We start from the raw sequence: 17,848 nt of genomic DNA, 5'->3' as shown, positions 1-17,848 counted from the left end.
ACCTAAATTGGGCCCCCACCGGGCCTGTGACTCAAAGGAGGGCTGCTGAAGCAGTTGGCAATAACCGGCCGCCGCGGTGGGGCGGGCCCGGGCAGCTTTTACAGTACCGACAGACCGCCGCTGGCGCGGGCCGAAGCTATTTTGGCCTGAAACATCTCGCCCATTTTCAGGGCCCGCACCTTCATTTCGGCGGCATTCCCGCCCGCAAACATCGCATCCACGGTTTGGCCGAACAGGGCCAGCCAACGCGTAAAATGCGCCTGTTCGATGGGCAGGTACATATGCTTGGCCCCGGGGTTGCCGCGGTAGCCGGCGGCCTGGCTGAGCAGGGCCGCCGTCCAGAAGCGCGTCATGGTATCAAGGTGTGTGGGCCAGTGGCCGTCGGGGATGCGCGCGGCAAACACCGGCCCGAGCAGGCTCGTCGCGGCGGACCAGCGCATAAAAGGCATCAATTAGCCGGCGGATATCGTCCTGCTCGCGGATGTCGGTTTTTTCGGAAGTTTCCATGGACGGAAGAGGAGGTAAAGAATGCCGACGCTAGCTGGCGGGCACGGAAATGGCGGTGAATAAGTAGTACGCCCCCAGCCCATAAACGCCAGGATGCCGGCCCATACCCAGGCCGGCACGCCCTGGGGCGTTTCCGAGGCCGTGATGACGAACGAATCGGCCCGCTCGCTGCCGTAGGCCGACACGGTAAGGGGCACCACGTCGGAAACCGTGTCGTTTTCGCTCAACCCCAGCACTGTAATGGCGGGGCCATTGCGTACCACGAATGAAATGCGCTGCACGCCCTCCACCCCGCTGGTGGAGCGGGCGACCACGCGCAGGCTCGTGGGGGCCATCCACCAGCTTCGTGGTGTCAAGGTCGATTTTCACCGGCGGGGCGTAGCGGGCAAACGGTACGGGGTTGTCGTCAAGGAACAGCAGCACCTGCTGCGAGTCGTCAGAAGTAGGCATGGGGCGGGCGTTAGCGGAAAGTGAGCTGCTCCCGCCGCGCCTGGTTGCGGCGGTTATCAGGCCGGAGCAGGAAGCGGAAGAACAGCATAAGGGTGACCACGACGACGGCAATCGAGCCGTAGAGCATCACATAATCGAAGGCCCCGCCCGGCCCCACGCCGTGCGTAACGCCGGCAAAGCCTTTCGGCTGGTTTTCTCGCACACCGGGCAGGCCAGCGCGGGCAGCGCCAGCAGCAGGCAGCTGAGCAAGGCAAACAGGTTCCTTTTCATGAGTACAGGATGGAAAAGTTGATTAGAGGGCCGGACCGGGTTTGACCAGGGCCCGGAGCTTTTGCACGAACTCCGCCGTGACGGGCGCGCCGGTATTGCCCCAGGCTGCGGCGCTCGTGGCTGACGATGGCCGCAATTTCCGCGTCGGTGAGCTTGGCGGCGAAACCCGGCATGGCGGCGTACTCCGGGCGCGGGTCGTAGCCCTGCAGCACGATGTTGACCATGAGCGTCGCATCGGCATTGTTGGCGACCGGGCTGCCTTTCAGGGGCGGAAAAGCGCCCTTCAGCCCTTCGCCGCTGGCCTGGTGACAGGCCTGGCAGTTGGTGGCATACAGGGCGGCCCCGTCGAGGACCGGCAGGGCCGCCGCGTCGGGGGCTAGGCCGGTGGCCGTGGCGGCTTTGGGCGGCGACACGTTCAGGAAGGCGGGCGCCGTTGCGCCGGTGGGCAGCTCGGCTTGTTTCAAGGACATGAGGTAAGCCACCAGGCGCTGGGCGCGGCGCGTGGGCACGATGGTGTGGCTGCCGGGCTCGCGGAAGCCCGCCGGAATGCGTACGGCCAGCCCCGCCGGCGTGCCCGCCACGCTGTCCTGAAACAGCCACGGAAAGGCCGGCATGATGGATTCCTTTACCACGGCGCGTGGCTGGTAGAGGTGAATCAGGTGCCACAGGTCGCTGGGCTGCCGCTCGCCCACTTCGGTCAGGTCGGGGCCGGTGCGCTCCGAGCCCAGGACGGACGGGGTGGCGCGCCACACGTCCAGGCGCTTGCGCCAGGCGTAGTCGGCCGGCAGGCCGGGCCGGCCGCCCCACATTTTGTCCATGTCGATGTTGCGCACCTGCTGGGTGTGGCAGGCCACGCAGCCCTCGCCGATGAACACGCGCAGGCCGGCCTGCTGCTCCGGCGTGAGGGCCTCGGCGGTGGGCAGCGGGGCATTCTCGGCCTGAATGCGGGCGGCCGGCTGCACGGCAATGAGCACGCTCAGGCCCAGGAACCCTAGGAACACGGTGCCCGCAAACAGGCGGTGGTTTTTATACAGACTCCAGGATTTCATGCGCTTGGACTTGGGGTTCGGGAGTGACAACGGGCGGGGCCGGGGCCACTTTGCCCAACAGCATATCGGCCAGATTGAAGAGGAATACGAAATGGGCCAGGAGCATAAACGTGCCGCCAATGGCCCGCCAGAGCCAGTAAGGGGCCATCAGCACCACCGATTTCATAAAGGGCTCCCCGCCATCCAGCTCTGCCCTTTCAGGGTGCCGCCAATCATCAGGGCCATGCTGTAGCCCAACAGCCCCAGGAGGGCAAACCAGAAATGCATCCCCACCAGGCCCTGCCGGGCTCGCGCCCCGCAGCCGCGGGGCCAGCGTGTAAATGCAGCCCCAGAGCATGAACGCCACGATGCCGTACATGGTCAGGTGGGAGTGGGCCACGTTGAAATCGGTGAAGTGCCACACCAGGTTGGTGTAGCGGAAGGCCTGCAGCGAGCCTGAAACGAGCCGGTGAAGTAAAACAGCACCCCAATGAGCAGGAAGGGCAGCGAGTAGGAGTCGCCCACGCGCTTGCGGCTGCCCCGAAAAGTCATCAGGAAGTTGATGGTGCCGGCCAGCACCGGAATCACCATGCCCACGCTGAACACGATGGCCACCGTTTGCAGCCACCACGGCAGGGGGCTGAAAATGAAGTGGTGGGTGCCAATCATGGTATAAAACAGCAGCTGCGTCCAGAAGGCCAGCACCCCGAGCGAGTAGGAGTAAATGGGCTTGTTGAGCGACATGGGCAGGAAGTAGTACATCAGGCCCAGCGTGAAGGTCATGAACCACATGCCCACGCCCATGTGCATGTAGTAGCCCTGCGTAATGGTTTCCCCCATGCCATTCTGGTAAAAGGGCAGGTAGGCAATAACCGTGAGCACGATGCCCCAGATGGTGGCGGCCAGGATGTACCAGTTCGAGATATAGAACTCTTCCGTGGTGCGCCGCGCAATGGTCTGGTAGAAGTTGGCGAACGTGAGCACCACGCCCACGGCAAAGAGCAGCATCACGGGCCAGGTGTACTCGCGGTACTCGCCGCCGCCGTTGTTGATGCCCGCCAGCAGACAGCCGGTGCCCAGAATCACGCTCGCGTTAATCAGCCCCAGCGACCACCAGCCCCAGCGCAGGCTGTAGATGGGGATGTTGTTGGTGCGCGGCACCACGAAGTAGGCCAGCCCAATCATGGCCAGCGACGTCCAGCCCCAGAACACCATGTTGGTGTGCACCGGTCGCAGCCGCCCAAAGGAGAGGGCGGCCAGGTGGTCGAGGTCGGGGCTCACGAACTTCACGCCCACGTACCAGCCCACCGTGGTGCCGAGCACCAGCCAGCCGGCCGCGCACAGCAAAAACGCCGATACCAGCCGCGTCAGCCGGGGGTCGAGGTCGGTGAACGGAGCCGTGCGCCGCTTCTCGTGAAACCAGGGCGAATGCACGTCCACGGCCACCTGCTGCACCAGGCCCTGCGGGTCCCGCGCGGAGCTGGCGCTGCCCAGGCTCGGCCCCGCTCAGCGCGAACTGCCGGGCCTGGTGCCGCGCCACAATGGCCGCCAGCTGCGCCGGCGTCAGGTTCGTCACCGTCTCGTCGTAATGCTCCAGCTCTTCTTCCAACGTCGGCTTCTGGCTGCCGCGTACCAGCGAAGCGACCCGGCTGACCAGCACGGCCGCCGCCCCGAGCACAATGACGAGCAGCAGGGCCAGCATGCCCAGCACGGCCGGCTGCGTGAGCATGGGGGCCTCGGCCGGAGCCGGGGCCTGCGCCTGCCCGGCCACCGGCAGCAGCAGGGCCAGCAGCCCCGGCCCCAAAGCCTTATCCAGATAAAAATATCTCATTGCCGGTTTATGAAATACAGAGTGAAAAAGCCTCGCATAAACAACTGACTATAAATGGTCTTTATGCTGGTTATCAGCAAAAAGACCACCATTGCAAGCCAACCGCCCCGCCCCGGCTTAGCGGTAAATCAGGATGCGGGCGGCCTCCAGGCAGGCCAGCGAATGCGGCGCGCCGGCTGGGAAGATGACGTAGTCGCCGGCCGCCACGTCCACGCTGGTCGCCTCCTGCGTGATGGTCAGCCGGCCGGCGAGTACCGCCACCAGCACGTCGCCCGCGTCGTGGTGATGTGTGGGCATGGTTTCGCCGGCTTGAAAGGTTTTGAAAATGATTTTCTGACCGGCTTTATCGAGCAGCACGAGGCCTTTCTGTTCGCCGACGGACGGGTGCTGCCCGTGGAGCAGGCTGCCGCATTTTAGGGGAGGATACATAGGGTGGGCAGTGCTCACGGTAGCCGTGACGAGGGCTTTCTGGTCGGAGGTCATGGAAGATAAGGGTAATTGCCGGATAAATTTGTCCGGTATTTGAATAAAAAAGGGGTTAGCTGAATTGCTTTAAAAAGCCCAGGCCCTCGTGCACCTTGCCGGCTAGCTCGCCGATGGTGTGGGCGCGCAGCAGGCTCGTTTAGCTGGTCGCGGATCGGCACAAACTGGTAATGCATGGGGCAGGGCTGCTTGGCCGAGCACTGCCGCAGGCCCAGGGCGCAGCCCTGCAAAATGTCGGGCCCATCAATGGCTACTACGATTTGCTTCAGGGTGACCGTGCGCAGCTGCTCCGCCGTCAGCGCGAAGCCGCCCGTGGGACCTTTCACGGAGGTGATAAGCTGGGCCCGCACCAGCAGCTGAAGCACTTTGGCCGTGAAGGCTTCCGGCGAATCGATTTCCGCGGCAATGTCGCGCAGGCCTACCCGCCGGCCAGCGTCGGCCGACTGCTGCCCGATGTAAATCGCAGCCCGAATTCCGTACTCACACGCCTTGGAGAACATTGCCATGATGGCACAAAGGTAGTAGTAAATTTAATAGTGGACAATTTTGTCCGATATGAATTGTGCATGCTCTAGCCCGCCACGCGCACCCACAGCCCGTGTCGGTCTTGGTACACTCTCGGGTCCGTCACGCCCCTGCTGAAATCGGAGCTCGTCGCCGCATGCTTCACCAGGTCCTGCCCGTTCAGGGCCACGGCCACGGTGTCCGCGCGGAAGCAGCGGCCACGGCCAGGCTAAAGGCCACGGACCGGCCCTGGGGCGGTACCGACGCGGCTACGCGCCCGTCAGGAAGCAACCAGGGAGGGGAACTAGGGGCAGGTTCATAGAAGGGCGGGGTGTTCCACCCGAAAAGAACGGGAGAATGCAGGCGGTTAAAGTAACGCTCCTTTCGCTGAACAGGGGCTTTTTCGAGTAAAGGCACGGCGTCCTGTCGTTCGGGCCGGGCGCGCGTCCGGCGGCCGCGGGGCACCCCGGGCCGTTTACCCGGGCGCGGCGTCGGCTTCCAGCCGCGGGCGGGCCCGTTCCCGGGGGCGGGCGCCGGCCAGCGAGGCCAGCTCCGCCGCGAGCAGGGCCACGGCCCGTTGCGCGGCGGGGCCGCCGCGCCACAGGGCGAGCAGGCGGGCGCCGTCGCTGGCCGCGGGCCGCGGCACCAGCGCCACCAGGGCCAGCGCCCCGGACATCAGGCCGCTCACGGCCAGGGCGCCGCCCAGCACCCGGCCCGCGCCCGCGGCGGGGGCAGCAGGGCGCACACGCCCCAGACCGCGCCGGCGTACACCCCGCTGGCCAGGGGCCGCCGGCGGCAAAGGCCAGGAAGCGCCACCGCAGGCCGCGGGCATCGGGCGGGGGACGCACACGGCCAGGCCGCCGGCCGCGGGCTGGTCCGGGCGCCACGTCAGGCGCCCGCGGCCCCGTTCCCGGGTCCAGCGGAAGGGCCCGACGGCCAACCAGCGGAACCCCAAGCCCTGGGTCCGGCCCGCCAGCACGTGGCCCAGGCTCGTGGGCCAGCACGGCCAGCCCCCACGCGGCGGGCAGCAACAGCAGCAGCCCGATTTTCTGCCCGCTGCTCCAAAACGGGTCGTTCGCATAGGCCCAGCCATACTTCGCACCCAAGGCGACCAGCACCGCGCCCGCCAACGCTTCCCCCACCAGCCGGCTGAATTTGCGTAACCGCTTCATAAGAAATTAGACCGTTTTGCTGAAAAGAGCGGTATACTTCTTTTTCAACCTCCCCGCACTACTTTTTTATGGCCTTGGATTTTCTTATTCTGCCCGCGCAAGGACGTGTCCAGCACCTGATGCACATCGGCCCGCAGCGTAACGGCCCCGGTAATTAAAAGGGGCGTTAGGGTAACTGGCTGAGAAAACAACAGTTAACCGCGCGAATGGTGATCATCGCCGCGCGGCCCAGCAGATCCAGTGCGCGGCGGAGGGAAGGAAAACCAGTCATGGGACGGCGGGAAAAAAGTGGAGTAAGGCTGTGGTGCAAGTTTTGGCCGGAAAAAGAGCCGGCGACGGCCCAAGTTAAAAAAGGCGTTTCAATCCCAAAATACTGACAAAACACCTGTTAACCCGACGAAGATAGAGCGATGGGCAACAACCGCCGGATTACCTTCCTTCTATTCGCTCCTTTGCCGTTCCGACCGTTTCGCTGAACTTTATTCGGATTCAAAATGGGTTAGGTGACGCACTATTCCCTGGCTAGGTGTATCATGCGTTCATGGCAAAGCTCCGCTTACGTTCTGCGTGTATTTTTTGGGTGGTGTTAATCGGCTTGTGCGGCGTCGCAACGTCCGGCTATGCACAAGTCGACACGATTCCCCCGGACGCGCAGATTATTATCGACCCGGTCGAGCCAGTAGCCTTTAAGCTGGAGCGCAAAAAGCCCCACGCGACCTTACCTGCCGCCTTGCGGCGCAAAGGCATCACCGGCTTTGCGGCGGTGCAAGTGGCCATCACCCCCGACGGTGGCCACCGGCTGGTCCGGGTGCTCAAAGTGAGCGTGACGGAGCTCGGTCAAGCCACGTTGGAGGTGAACTTGCTCAATTATCAAGCCGAGACGATTCCTTATTCGGTGCAATCCTTGCCCTATTACCCACTGTTGGTCGCGTACGTCAAACGCGACGTGTCGTTTCGCCCCACCCACCAGGGCCCGGTGAGCCCCAGCACCTCCATGGTCTTCAAAATCGGGTTCCAGTAGCGAACAGGAAACCCACCCGAACACGATACCTTGTTGGGCTTACCTACCGTGGCTGTTGCAGAACCCGGGTTCGTAGCAGGAAGATGCAAGGCAAGAAGCTGTTTCTCGACAAAGAGGTAGTTCGCTTTCGGCTCAGTGAGCGGGTGCCCCGCCATAATCTCTACCGCCGACTCGCGGAACTGGTCGACTGGTCGTTTCTCTACCAGGAAACGCAAGGCCTGTACAGCCACACGGGGCAGCCCTCGCTCGACCCGGTCGTGTTCTTCAAACTCGTGCTCGTCGGCCGGCTGGAAAACCTGGTCAGCGACCGCCGCCTGGTCGAGCACTGCGCGCTCCGGTTGGACATCCTCTACTTCCTCGGCTACGAGGTGGACGAAGAATTGCCCTGGCACTCGACCATCAGCCGCACCCGCCAGCTGTTCCCGGCCGCGGTGTTTGAGCGCTTGTTCGACCACGTCTTCGCCCAGTGCGTGGCCCGGGGCCTGGTCGCCGGCGACACGCAGGCCGTCGATTCAGCCCCGGTCAAGGCCAACGCCTCCTTGGAGGCGGTGCTCGAAAAGCACGTGGCGGGCACGCGCGGCCCGTTTCTGGCCACCGCAGAGGCGGCGGCCGTGGCCCCGGCCGCGTCGGTGGTGACGGCCCCGGCCCACCAACTGCGGAATCTGGCCGCCCGCCAGGCCCGGCTCGCCGTCCACTCCAGCGTGCCCGGTTCCCGGCACCCCCAGGCGCGGCTACTGAGCAACAAGACCCATTATAGCCCCACCGACCCCGACGCCCGCATTTCCCTCAAGCCTGGCAAAGCCCGGGCCCTCAATTACCTCTGCAGCCTGGCCGTGGACACGGCCCACGGCGTCATCAGCCACGTGCAGGCCGATTTGGCCGATAGCCGCGACAGCTTACACCTGCCCCGATTGCTGCTGGGGCTACAGCGGCGCTTGCGCGCCCACGAACTGCGTTTGCGTGATCTCTTGGCTGACGCGGGCTACGCCAACGGCTCGAATTACGCCCTGCTCGAAGCCCAGCACCTCACGGCCTGGATACCCGTCTTTGGCCAGTACAAGGCCGAGATTGAGGGGTTTACCTACGACGCGCAGCAGGACCTTTACCGCTGCCGGGCGGGCAAGGCGCTGCCGTTTCGCAAGTACGACACCACGGCCGACGGCAACTGGAGCAAAATCTATTGGGCCACCTGCCAAGACTGCCAGCAGTGCCCGTTGAAGCCCACGTGCGTGCCCGGGGCCAAGCGCAAGCAACTCACCCGCACGCTCTACGACGCCCCCTACCGCCGGGCGTGGCAGCGCCAGCAAAGCCGGCGAGGGCAGCACATGCGACGGGTCCGGCAAAGCACCGTCGAGCCGGTCTTCGGCAACCTAATTCACCACTACGGCCTGCGCCGGCTCAACGTGCGCGGCTTGGCCGGTGCCCACAAAACCATGCTGCTCGCAGCCGTGGCCTACAACCTCAAAAAGCTCCTCAAGCACCGGCTCCAGCAGCAAGTGGCCGCCGCCGTGGCCCTGCCACGGCCCCTGCTGGCCGCGAATACCCGCACTTGGCGGCGCAACAGGTGTCCCAGTTAGGCTCCCACTCGGGCACTCGCCAAGCAATTGCTCGGTCTAGCACTCCTGAACCGAGTTCTGCAACAGCCACTACCGTTTCCGTAAACTCACGTCCCTAGTCACCGCTGGCATTTCCGGTATTTTGGTTGTCACCCCGGTGACGGACAAAAAAGCGTCACATTGAGTCGTAGCTTGCTCGCCTAAAGCTCAATTTTGCCTTTATTTAATTCCACTTCCGCACAGGGTTGGCGGCGTGGTTCCGTCCCCATGCGCTACGTTCTGTTGCTGGCCGCGCTTTGGCTGCTGGCCCTGCCCGCCCGGGCCATGCCGCCGTGCCCCGCCACTGCCCAACGCATCGTCCGCCTGCCGCCCGACGGTCTGCTGTTGCAACAAGGCTGGCGCTACCACCCCGGCGACAACCCCGCCTGGGCCCGGCCCGACTTCGACGACGCGGCCTGGGACACCATCAACCCCACCCGGCCCCGGCGCGAACTGCCGGCCGATTTCAGCAAGGGCATTAGCTGGCTGCGGCTGCGTTTCCGCCCCGGCGACAGCTTGCGGCTGCGCGAGGTGCTGGTGCAGGCCCGGGAGCTCGGCGCGGTCGAGGTGTACCTCAACGGCCGGCGGGTGTTGCAGCACGGCCACGTGAGTGCCAATGCCGCGCGGATGCGGCCCCGGGGTAGGTTTCCCCAGCCGGGCCTGTTGTCCGCCGGCGGCCCGGCCGAGCAGGTGCTGGCCGTGCGCTACGTGGCCTGGCGGCCGGCGCTGCTCCAGGGCGAGGACCACAATCCGGCGTTGCGAATATACTTGTATGGCCCGATGCAATACGCGGAAAGTATTGCCCGGGAGCGCGACAGCGCCCGGGTTTACCTGGTGAACCTGGGCTTTATGGTGCTCTTGGCGCTCTTGCACCTGGCTTTTTTCGCTACAACCCGGCCCAGCGCGCCAACCGCTACTTCGCCCGCTATGCCTTGTTGGCGGCCCTGGCGTCGGTATTGGCCTACTATGTATTCGCGGTGCCGTTCGCTTCGTTCACGACGTATGTGGTGTTCAGCGTTTTAACCGCTGCGCTGGCGGGTATGATTGGGTTGTGGGCAGTACGTGCCTTGTACGACCTGTTTTACGTGCGTCCCGGTCGGGTGTATGCGGCGCTGTGGGTCGCCTACGGCGGGTTGGTGTTGCTCTACGCCGTGTTCTACCTGCATCCCGCCGGAATTCTGCCTTTCGTCCTCTTGCTGGTCTTGCCCCTGGTCGAGCAGTTGCGCCTGACCGGGCGCGCCCTGCGCCAGCGGCAGCGCGGGGCCGGCATTGTGGCAAGTGGTTTTGCCGCCGGCCTGCTGGTCACGCTGGCCTATGCGGGTGTGGTGGTGTTGCTACCGGAGGAATTCGTGCTGCGGCAGTTGCTGACCGCCTGCAGTTTTGCGCTGCCGGCGTTGGGCATTTCGCTGCACCTGGCCCGCGAGTTCGCGCTGGATGCGCAGCTGCTGCAAGTGAAGCTGGGCGAAGTCGAACAGCTCTCGGCCCAGACCCTCGCCCAGGAACAGGAGAAACAAGCGCTGCTGGCCGCCCAAAACGAAACCCTGGAAACGCAGGTGGCCGAACGCACCGGCGAGCTGCAACGCTCCTGACCGACCTGCGCGCCACCCAGGCGCAGCTGATTCAGAAGGAGAAGATGGCGAGCCTGGGCGAACTCACGGCCGGCATTGCCCACGAGATTCAAAACCCGCTCAACTTCGTCAACAACTTCTCGGAAGTCAGCACGGAGCTGGTGGCCGAGCTCAAGGAAGCCCAGGCGGCCGGCGACGCAGCCGAAGTGGACGCGCTGGCCGACGACCTGGCGCTGAACCTGGGCAAAATCAGCCACCACGGGCAGCGGGCGGCGGCCATTGTCAAGGGCATGCTCGAGCACTCGCGCCAGAGCACCGGCGAGCGCGCCCCCACGGACGTCAACCAATTGGCCGACGAGTACCTGCGCCTGGCCTACCAGGGCCTGCGGGCCAAAGACAAAACCTTCAACGCCACGTTGGCCACCGACTTTGCGCCCGGCCTGCCGCTGGTCGAGGCCGTGGGCGCGGACGTGGGCCGGGTGCTGCTCAACCTGTTCAGCAACGCTTTCTACGCCGTGCGCCAGCGCCAGCAGTCCGGCGAGACGGGCTACGCGCCCACCGTCGGCGTGGCCACCGCGCGCGTGAACGGACACGTCGAAATCCGGGTAACAGACAACGGCCCGGGCATGCCGGCCGCGGTCAGAGCCAAAATCTTCCAGCCCTTCTTCACCACCAAGCCCACGGGCGAGGGCACGGGCCTGGGCCTGTCGCTGAGCCACGACATCATCGCTCAAGGCCACAGCGGCACGCTTAGCGCGGAGAGCCGGGAAGGACAAGGCACGACATTCTGCGTCGCCTTGCCCCTGAACGGGGCCGCGCACTAGCTGGCAAGCCAAAGGCTCCTAAAGCTAAACGAACTTTCTAGGCAAACCACTTACGCGATGTCCGTGAGCCTATGGTGAGCCCATTGCTTCGCCGCAAAACGTGTGTTTAGCGGTCGGTGAGTGGGTTTTGAGGCTTCATGCACCGGGGCTGTGAGCCCATTGCGAGCCCTTTCGCGGTGATCGATGCGGCATGGCACTTAACGGGCTTCTGTTTCGGGCGCCAAGCAATAGCTGGTGCTGCGCCCGCCGGCGCCTTCGTGCTCCAGCACGCCCTTGGCCACCAAGTCGGCGATGTCGCGGCCGGCCGTGTCCTGCGAGCAGTGGGCCATGCGCGCCCACTTGGCCGTGGTGAATTTGCCCTCGAAGCCGTCGAGCAGGCGGGTGAGCAGGCTGGCGCTGCCGGTCAGTGAACAGGGTCTGCCGGTGGCGTTCCCAGAAGCGGGCCTTGGCCAGCACCTGCCCCAGCGTCTGCTCGGCCGCCTGTAGGGCTCGGCCCAGGCACTCGAGGAACCAGGTCAACCACGGCGTGACGTCCAGGGGCCCACGCTGGCTGCTTTCCAACAGGTCGTAATACGCCTGGCGTTCGGCCTGGATCTGCGCGGACATGCTGTAGCAGCGCTGCCCGTGCCATCGGCCCGGGCCAGCTGCAAATCCGCGATGGCCCGGGCAATGCGCCCGTTGCCGTCGTCGAAGGGGTGAAGCGTCACGAACCAGAAGTGCGCCAGCCCCGCTTTGAGCACGGGGTCCAGCCCCTGGTCGGCGTTGAACCAGGCCAGGAACTGCCGCATCTGCGCGTCCAGGTCCGCGGCCGGGGGCGCCTCGTAGTGCACGCGCTCGCGGCCCAGCGGCCCGGACACGACCTGCATGGGGCCCGTGCGCCACGCCCCCACCTGCAGCGGGTAGAGCCCGCTGTAGCCGGTGGGGAACAAGGCCGCGTGCCAGCCGAACAGGCGTTCGGCCGTCAGCGGCGCGGTGGCCTGCTGGGTGGCGTCGAGCAGCATGGCCACCACGCCCTCCACCCGCCGGTCGGCGGGGGCAAGGCGGCCTGCTCCAGCCCCAGGCGCCACGCGATGGAAGAGCGCACCGACGCGGGGGCAACAGCTCGCCTTCGATTTCGCTGGACTTAAGCACGTCGAGCGTGAGCGTGCGCAGCGTGGCCTCGGCCCGCAGGTCCACGCCCAAGGCCTCGAGCCGTCCCAGCAGGCGTCCCTGCTGGTGGCGCACGGTGCCGAGCAACGCTTCCAGAGCCGCCGGGTCCCAGGTGAAGGCCGGCCAGTCCGAGCGTTGGTGAATGTAGGGACCTAATCTCCGCATAATGTGCGGCGAATATACCCGTTATTCGCCGCATCGGGTCGTGTCGAGCGCCGTTATGGAGCCGGGGAGCTCACGGGGCTGGGCAAGGGCTGGGCGTGCAGGGCCACGCCGCGGTGGTGGAGGTACTTGTAAAAGGTGGCCCAGCTCTGCACCTGCTCCAAGAGCCAGTCACTGTCGTTTTGCATCGGGGTACGTTCGCTTGTGAGGAGTTGACGCAAAGTATTTGGCAATCCTTCAGACTTGCCATCAGACTGCAAGGACCGTTCATAAAAACGGTGTATTGGAGTTGTACTGGGAAGTAGAGCTGCTCGTGTTGTAGCAGAAGCCAGCATTGGTCCCCGCACCTGGTAGTGGGTTCCGCGCCTTCAGCGAACCAATTGAACCCAGCCTTTTACCTCCCGTTCCGTAGGTTCGCAGGCCGTGGAGTAGCGCCAGAGGTAGAAGTACACGCCTTCGGACGCGCCGCTTCCGGTCCAGAAGTCGCCGTAGGTCGCACTGGCGAACACTTGCTGCCCCCACCGATTGAATACCCGCAGGCTGGAGGTGCGGGGATCCTGTAACCGCAACTCAAACTGGTCATTGATCTGGTCGTGGTTAGGCGTAAAAATGTTCGGGATCACGGCGGCCTGCAGGGGGCGGCGGACGCTTCCACCGGGCTGGAGGTCGCCGCACAGGTGCCTTGGGTGACGCGCACCCGGTACCAGCCCACCTGCGTCACGGGGTACGTGGGCTGGCCATTGGCCGCGGCCAGCGATTGCCAGGCACGCGCAGTGTCGGCGGCGTACTGCCAATCGTACCGCGTGCCGGCTGTGGGGAAGCCGAGACGCTGAGCAGCCCGCTCGCCGGCCCGCAGCGCGCGACGACCACGCCCCGGGGACTCACCACCGGCATGGGCACGGGGCGGATGGCAATGGTGAGCGAATCGGCCGCGCGGCTGGTCCCGCTTCCCACCTCGTAGCGGACCACGTGGTCTCCGCGGCCCGCGGCGGCGGCGGAGAAGAGGCCCCGCTGGCTGTCGGTGATGCCGGCGCCCCGCCAGACGCCCCCGCAGGGCGGCCGCCAGGCGCAGCACGGTATCGAGCCGGCAGAGGACCGGGGGGCGGTTAGGATGCGCACGGGGCTCAGTTTGACGAGCCAGTAATCCAGCCCGCCCCGGCTGGCTTGGGTCTTGTCGCCGCCCGGGCCCGAAGCCGAATAGCCCCCAGCAAGTAGCCCCCGTCCCCGGTTTGCGCCAAGGCATACAGGTAGTCTCCTCCCGGGCCGCCGACGACCTGGTCCCACTGCTTCGCCCCGCTGGCCTCGAGCTTGACGAGCCAGTAATCGTAGCCGCCCTGGCCGGGCTGCGTCTTATCGCCCCCGACGGGCGAGTTCGAATAGCCCCCAGCAGGTAGCCCCCGTCGCGGGTTTGTTCGAGCGCGTACAGGTAATCGTAGTTTGTGCCCCGAAGGTGCGGTCCCACTGCTTCGCCCCGGTGGCGTCGAGCTTCACCACCCAGTAGTCGCCAAGCCCTTGGCCGGACTGCGTTTTGGTGCTGCTGCTCGGCGAGTCGGAATACCCGCCCAGCAGGTAGCCCCCATCGCGGGTCAGGTGCAGGGCCGTGACGTAGTCACTGGTCTGGCCCCCAAAAGTGCGGTCCCATTGCTTGTCGCCATTGGCGTCGAGCTTTACCACCCAGAAATCGCCACTGCCGTAGTGGGGCTGCGTCTTGTCGCCGCTAATCGGCGAGAGGGAACCGCCGGCGAGCAGGTAGCCGCCGTCGGGGGTTTGCTGCGCGGCCTCGATAAAGTCGTTGTCGCTGCCCCCAAAGGTGCGGTCCCATTGCCTGGTGCCATTGGCGTCAAGCTTCACCACCCAGTAATCCATCCATCCCCGGCTGGGCTGCGTCTTGTGGCCGCTGACGGGGAGTAGGATTGGCCACTGAGCAGGTAGCCGCCGTCACGGGTTTGGTGCACCGCTTTCAGCATGTCCGTACTACTGCCCCCGATGGTACGGTCCCACTGCTTGTTACCGTTGGCGTCGAGCTTTACTACCCAATAATCGACAAGCCCCGTGTTAAGCGCCGGTTCCGTTTTATCGCCGCTAACGGGCGAGTCGGAGTAGCCCCGAGCAGATAGCCGCCGTCACTGGTTTGCTGCACGGCGGTGAGGTTATCATTCCCGCTTCCCCCGAAGGTGCGGTCCCACTGCTTCGCCCCGCTGGCGTCGAGCTTGACGAGCCAGTAATCCAGCCCTCCCCGGCTGGGCTGCGTCTTGTCCCCGCCGAGACCGGAGGGCGACGTGCCGCCCAGAATGGAGCCCCCGTCACTGGTTGGCTGCCCGGCACGGAGGACATCGTCCCCGCTGCTGCCAAAAGCGCGGTCCCATTGCTTGATCGGCACGAACGTTTGGGCGCCGACCCGAGGGGCACACGTGAGCAGGCCGGCTACGGTCAGCAAGAAAGGGACGAGCAAGCGCCGCATAGAGGAAGGAGAAAGAGGCGCACGAAGCGTACGCGACCCAAAACTACAGGGCAAAACTCAGGTGGTCTAGCCAAGCCGGACACAACTGGGACGTGGGTTGGAATTAAGTTTCGAAGTAGTTAAAGGGCAGCAACCGAGGACCGCGTGGCGGCACTCCACCACTGTCGAGGTAAACGTGCTTTTAGTAGCACTTTAGTGCCTGGCTGGTGTCCACTGAAACGGTCGTGGCTGTTGCAGAACCCGGTCACCGGCCTGGCGTCCCAAACTATTGCACTGAACGAGCATCCAAAACAGCTGTTTTAACAACTTATGCGCTCCCTGACGCCGCCATCAGCAGGATTTCAGGCTCAGCACAGGGGTTCTGCAACAGCCACGGTCGGAAAAGTAAAAGGAGCGCAAAAAACAACGGTCCTCCTTAGTTTAGACAAATTATTGACGAGGTGCTGTTTAGACGACCTGCCCTGCTACTACCAATGAAAAAATTGCTACCCCTGTTGCTTTTCTACGCATCTCTCACGGCCTGCCAGAAGGACAAGGACCCAGCGGCGCCCACCAAAACAGACCTTTTGACGGCTACAAACTGGCGTTTAGCGGCGTATACAGTCGTTTCGGTCACGGCTGGTAGTAGCACTACCGTCGACGCCTATGCTGCTTATCCTGCGTGCCAAAGGGATAATTTCATCCGTTTTCGTCCAGACAAGTCGATACTCTACGACGAAGGTCCTGCCAAATGCGACCCCGCCATCTCCCAGACGGAAACCAGTTCGTGGCAATGGGCTGACAACGAGCAGACCCTAGCCGTGGCCTCCCGCGTGGTGAACGCCTCAATTCCATACGAGGTAGTAGAGCTTACTAACAGCACTTTGCGGTTGCGCTACACCCGAAAGCAATACTTCGGCGGCTCGGATTTGTCTACGGATGAATGGACTTACCACGCTTTTTAGTCTGCTTTGATGGCTGACATCATTCAGCGAAACGGTCCAACGAACAGAATTCACAGGTAGTAGGTCGACAAACGTTTAGATAGCCGTCAGTAAGGTGGCCACGTCATCCGGACTCTCCATAATGCATTCATCTAGGGCAATAAAGGCCAGCAAGTGGATGGGCTTCTGAAGCAGACTGGCGGCGTACATTTTATGGTGACCGTCCAAGAGGTAGTGGGCCAAACACCAATGCTCCGTGTACGGCGGGATTGTCCCACTCTCGTCCAGCCAGGCCGGTCCTTTGACATCCAGCACACTTAAGGCCACCGCCGTCGGCGTGCCGCCTTTTTCAATTTCCGTTCGGTAGTGCGCCACCCGTTCGGTATCCAGCCAGCTGGGCGGGAACATGGGGACCAGGAACTCAAAGGCTTTTGCTCCTTTTGCAAGGGCGTGTCCGTGCCCCGGTAATAGGGCACTTTGGGGTGGTGGGGCAGGCCGTAAAACCCGTCCACGCCCCATAAGGCCACTTGTTCCTGCGCGAAATAGTCCTGCGCGCCCCCAGGGTCACCAGTTTAGGGAATACTTCGAGCAGCGCGACGTGGTAGCGACCGCTGGGAATGATGGGCAACACCGACGCCACGGCGTCCGGCGACAAGGCCCCCAGCCCGTGATTCAGGTGCTCAATGATGGCGTGGGAATGGATGCTCTGGCTGGCCCCGTCCAGCCGCTCAAAGTAAAAGGCACACGTGTTGCAAATGTTGCCAATTTCATACGCGGGCTTGCCCTCGATGCAAAGGAAACGGTTCCAGGCGGGCCAGTTCTCGGTTCCTTGGGTAGTGAAGGAAACGACGGTGTTGGAACCGGCCTGTTCGAGGGTATGCTGTCCTAATAAGCGAGTCATCGCCCAAGTATAAGCGCTGGAAAACCGGAGCCACTGCTCAAGGACAATTCTGGTCTAGAAAAACGGTCGGAATCGCTTAAACGAGGGTCATTGCTTCTTCTTTCTCAACTCGTGCACTCCGCAAGCGATGAGAATGAGAAGCGCCAGGAACAAGGGAAAGAGTCGGCCCCACAGGGGCAGATTCGTAGGCGAATGAGGAAAGGCATTGCCGGCTTCCACGGAGGTCGGCAGTACCCAGAGCAAGGCGAAGAGTTTAGTTGGCCAACCGGCGAGACGTTTTAGCATTTGGCCAAAGTAGTTCTGTTCACGCAAAGGGTGGTTGAGGCAAAGGAGACTTTTCTTGGTGTCCGATACTACTTGGCTTTTCGGTCTAGTTGGGCAAAGAACTTGAGCGCAATCAGTAGCGGACTAGCGACCATTAACAACCACCCAATCAGCCTTAAGGTCATAAAAATGGTGCCCATCGTGTAATCTCCTATATACTCCATCTGCGCAATTCCTCCCCGATTGACAAGACCAAGCCTGTTACAAACAGCAAGAAAAGTTTAACGAAAGAGGGTAGCCACCGCATAACGAGTTTGTGTTTAGGAAGGAAGAAAACGCTAAGGTATGTGTTAACTAAGGGCTACTAAAATGGTCGCAATAGCAAAACGAGCCTTTTGCCTTGTACTCGCGGCGGGACAATAACCGCAGCCCCTGTCAGTTTAGGGCCGGGGTGTTATTCCGACCCCGTAGTTTATGAAGAATTATATACGCGTGCTCTTGGCTGCGCTGGCCGGGCCCCTGCTGGGCGCGGTGCCGTGCTTGGCCCAAGCCCCGGCGTTCGCCCCTGCCCCGATCCCGCGCTTTTACGTGGGGGTGCACTGGCTGGCGCAGAGCCACTACCAGGTCTTTTTCCCCGAGGCCGCCCGGGCCGGGGCCCGCCCTGGCAACTCACGTTGGGCGGCGAGCTGACGCCGCGCTGGGCCCTGCAAGCCGGCCTGAGCTACCAACGACAAC

Annotated in this window: 23 protein-coding genes and 2 pseudogenes; 8 read left to right on the top strand and 17 right to left on the bottom strand. The window is 63.7% G+C overall.

Annotated features, from left to right (window positions below):
* Positions 1-98: 98 nt before the first annotated feature.
* The 9 genes and pseudogenes from ACFQT0_RS31160 to ACFQT0_RS31120 form a co-directional block, all read right to left on the bottom strand.
* Complete coding sequence (locus ACFQT0_RS31160) at positions 99-440, bottom strand: group III truncated hemoglobin (RefSeq protein ID WP_380207460.1); 342 nt, start codon at positions 438-440, stop codon at positions 99-101.
* 12 nt (positions 441-452) lie between these two features.
* Positions 453-842, bottom strand: coding sequence for a hypothetical protein (locus ACFQT0_RS31155; RefSeq protein WP_380207458.1), 390 nt, complete (start codon positions 840-842; stop codon positions 453-455).
* 125 nt (positions 843-967) lie between these two features.
* Positions 968-1,159, bottom strand: coding sequence for a hypothetical protein (locus ACFQT0_RS31150; RefSeq protein WP_380207456.1), 192 nt, complete (start codon positions 1,157-1,159; stop codon positions 968-970).
* A 64-nt stretch (positions 1,160-1,223) separates the two neighbouring features.
* Positions 1,224-2,276 (bottom strand): cbb3-type cytochrome c oxidase subunit II, encoded by a 1,053-nt coding sequence (locus tag ACFQT0_RS31145; RefSeq protein WP_380207454.1) that lies wholly within the window; start codon positions 2,274-2,276, stop codon positions 1,224-1,226.
* A pseudogene (locus ACFQT0_RS31140) lies at positions 2,254-3,563 on the bottom strand (cbb3-type cytochrome c oxidase subunit I). Before ACFQT0_RS31140 ends, ACFQT0_RS31145 begins: the two are co-directional and overlap by 23 nt.
* Positions 3,564-4,203: 640 nt before the next feature.
* A complete protein-coding gene (locus tag ACFQT0_RS31135; protein ID WP_380207452.1) occupies positions 4,204-4,569 on the bottom strand; it encodes a cupin domain-containing protein in 366 nt (121 codons plus the stop codon).
* Complete coding sequence (locus tag ACFQT0_RS31130; RefSeq protein ID WP_380207450.1) at positions 4,566-5,075, bottom strand: RrF2 family transcriptional regulator; 510 nt, start codon at positions 5,073-5,075, stop codon at positions 4,566-4,568. The genes ACFQT0_RS31135 and ACFQT0_RS31130 overlap by 4 nt, the downstream gene beginning before the upstream one ends.
* Before the next feature lie 65 nt (positions 5,076-5,140).
* Positions 5,141-5,269 carry a hypothetical protein gene (locus ACFQT0_RS31125; RefSeq protein ID WP_380207448.1) on the bottom strand — a complete coding sequence of 43 codons (129 nt, stop codon included), beginning with the start codon at positions 5,267-5,269 and terminating at the stop codon, positions 5,141-5,143.
* A 279-nt stretch (positions 5,270-5,548) separates the two neighbouring features.
* Positions 5,549-6,154, bottom strand: coding sequence for a hypothetical protein (locus tag ACFQT0_RS31120; protein WP_380207446.1), 606 nt, complete (start codon positions 6,152-6,154; stop codon positions 5,549-5,551).
* Between the two features lie 674 nt (positions 6,155-6,828).
* Here ACFQT0_RS31120 and ACFQT0_RS31115 point away from each other — a divergent pair.
* The 5 genes from ACFQT0_RS31115 to ACFQT0_RS31095 all read left to right on the top strand — a co-directional run bounded on the left by ACFQT0_RS31115 (position 6,829) and on the right by ACFQT0_RS31095 (position 11,253).
* On the top strand, positions 6,829-7,266 hold the full coding sequence (locus ACFQT0_RS31115; protein WP_380207444.1) for a hypothetical protein: 438 nt from the start codon (positions 6,829-6,831) through the stop codon (positions 7,264-7,266).
* A gap of 83 nt (positions 7,267-7,349) precedes the next feature.
* The gene (locus ACFQT0_RS31110; RefSeq protein WP_380207442.1) at positions 7,350-8,843 is read left to right on the top strand and encodes an IS1182 family transposase; all 1,494 of its coding nucleotides are present in this window, start codon (positions 7,350-7,352) and stop codon (positions 8,841-8,843) included.
* Positions 8,844-9,089: 246 nt separating this feature from the next.
* A complete protein-coding gene (locus ACFQT0_RS31105; RefSeq protein WP_380207440.1) occupies positions 9,090-9,884 on the top strand; it encodes a hypothetical protein in 795 nt (264 codons plus the stop codon).
* Entirely contained in the window at positions 9,839-10,450 is a 612-nt protein-coding gene (locus ACFQT0_RS31100) for a hypothetical protein (RefSeq protein ID WP_380207438.1), read from the top strand. The genes ACFQT0_RS31105 and ACFQT0_RS31100 overlap by 46 nt, the downstream gene beginning before the upstream one ends.
* 44 nt (positions 10,451-10,494) lie before the next feature.
* Positions 10,495-11,253: a sensor histidine kinase gene (locus ACFQT0_RS31095; RefSeq protein WP_380207437.1), complete on the top strand. Its 759-nt coding sequence runs from the start codon at positions 10,495-10,497 to the stop codon at positions 11,251-11,253.
* Between the two features lie 197 nt (positions 11,254-11,450).
* On the opposite strand, the gene ACFQT0_RS31090 is transcribed toward ACFQT0_RS31095, so the two are convergent.
* The 7 genes and pseudogenes from ACFQT0_RS31090 to ACFQT0_RS31060 form a co-directional block, all read right to left on the bottom strand.
* On the bottom strand, positions 11,451-11,582 hold the full coding sequence (locus ACFQT0_RS31090) for a hypothetical protein (RefSeq protein WP_380207436.1): 132 nt from the start codon (positions 11,580-11,582) through the stop codon (positions 11,451-11,453).
* A 186-nt stretch (positions 11,583-11,768) separates the two neighbouring features.
* Positions 11,769-12,320: a Fic family protein gene (locus tag ACFQT0_RS31085; RefSeq protein WP_380207434.1), complete on the bottom strand. Its 552-nt coding sequence runs from the start codon at positions 12,318-12,320 to the stop codon at positions 11,769-11,771.
* 85 nt (positions 12,321-12,405) lie between these two features.
* Positions 12,406-12,567 (bottom strand): annotated as a pseudogene (locus ACFQT0_RS31080) (DUF4172 domain-containing protein); the annotation flags it as partial.
* Between the two features lie 53 nt (positions 12,568-12,620).
* Entirely contained in the window at positions 12,621-12,752 is a 132-nt protein-coding gene (locus ACFQT0_RS31075) for a hypothetical protein (protein ID WP_380207432.1), read from the bottom strand.
* Positions 12,753-12,932: 180 nt separating this feature from the next.
* Positions 12,933-13,187, bottom strand: coding sequence for a T9SS type B sorting domain-containing protein (locus ACFQT0_RS31070; RefSeq protein WP_380207431.1), 255 nt, complete (start codon positions 13,185-13,187; stop codon positions 12,933-12,935).
* A gap of 94 nt (positions 13,188-13,281) precedes the next feature.
* Complete coding sequence (locus ACFQT0_RS31065; RefSeq protein ID WP_380207429.1) at positions 13,282-13,848, bottom strand: hypothetical protein; 567 nt, start codon at positions 13,846-13,848, stop codon at positions 13,282-13,284.
* A 66-nt stretch (positions 13,849-13,914) separates the two neighbouring features.
* On the bottom strand, positions 13,915-14,430 hold the full coding sequence (locus ACFQT0_RS31060; protein WP_380207428.1) for a hypothetical protein: 516 nt from the start codon (positions 14,428-14,430) through the stop codon (positions 13,915-13,917).
* 1,068 nt (positions 14,431-15,498) lie between these two features.
* On the opposite strand from ACFQT0_RS31060, the gene ACFQT0_RS31055 reads away from it, so the two are divergent.
* A complete protein-coding gene (locus tag ACFQT0_RS31055; protein WP_380207426.1) occupies positions 15,499-15,969 on the top strand; it encodes a hypothetical protein in 471 nt (156 codons plus the stop codon).
* 75 nt (positions 15,970-16,044) lie between these two features.
* Here ACFQT0_RS31055 and ACFQT0_RS31050 read toward each other — a convergent pair whose 3' ends face one another.
* The gene (locus ACFQT0_RS31050; protein ID WP_380207424.1) at positions 16,045-16,356 is read right to left on the bottom strand and encodes a hypothetical protein; all 312 of its coding nucleotides are present in this window, start codon (positions 16,354-16,356) and stop codon (positions 16,045-16,047) included.
* 259 nt (positions 16,357-16,615) lie between these two features.
* On the opposite strand from ACFQT0_RS31050, the gene ACFQT0_RS31045 reads away from it, so the two are divergent.
* Positions 16,616-16,837 carry a hypothetical protein gene (locus tag ACFQT0_RS31045; protein ID WP_380207422.1) on the top strand — a complete coding sequence of 74 codons (222 nt, stop codon included), beginning with the start codon at positions 16,616-16,618 and terminating at the stop codon, positions 16,835-16,837.
* A 750-nt stretch (positions 16,838-17,587) separates the two neighbouring features.
* Positions 17,588-17,803 carry a hypothetical protein gene (locus tag ACFQT0_RS31040; RefSeq protein WP_380207420.1) on the top strand — a complete coding sequence of 72 codons (216 nt, stop codon included), beginning with the start codon at positions 17,588-17,590 and terminating at the stop codon, positions 17,801-17,803.
* Positions 17,804-17,848 lie beyond the last annotated feature (45 nt).

The organism is Hymenobacter humi (assembly GCF_042665855.1).
GTDB lineage: Bacteria > Bacteroidota > Bacteroidia > Cytophagales > Hymenobacteraceae > Hymenobacter > Hymenobacter humi.
Note: the sequence above shows the minus strand (reverse complement) of the source record. Positions and strands in the feature narration are given on the sequence as shown.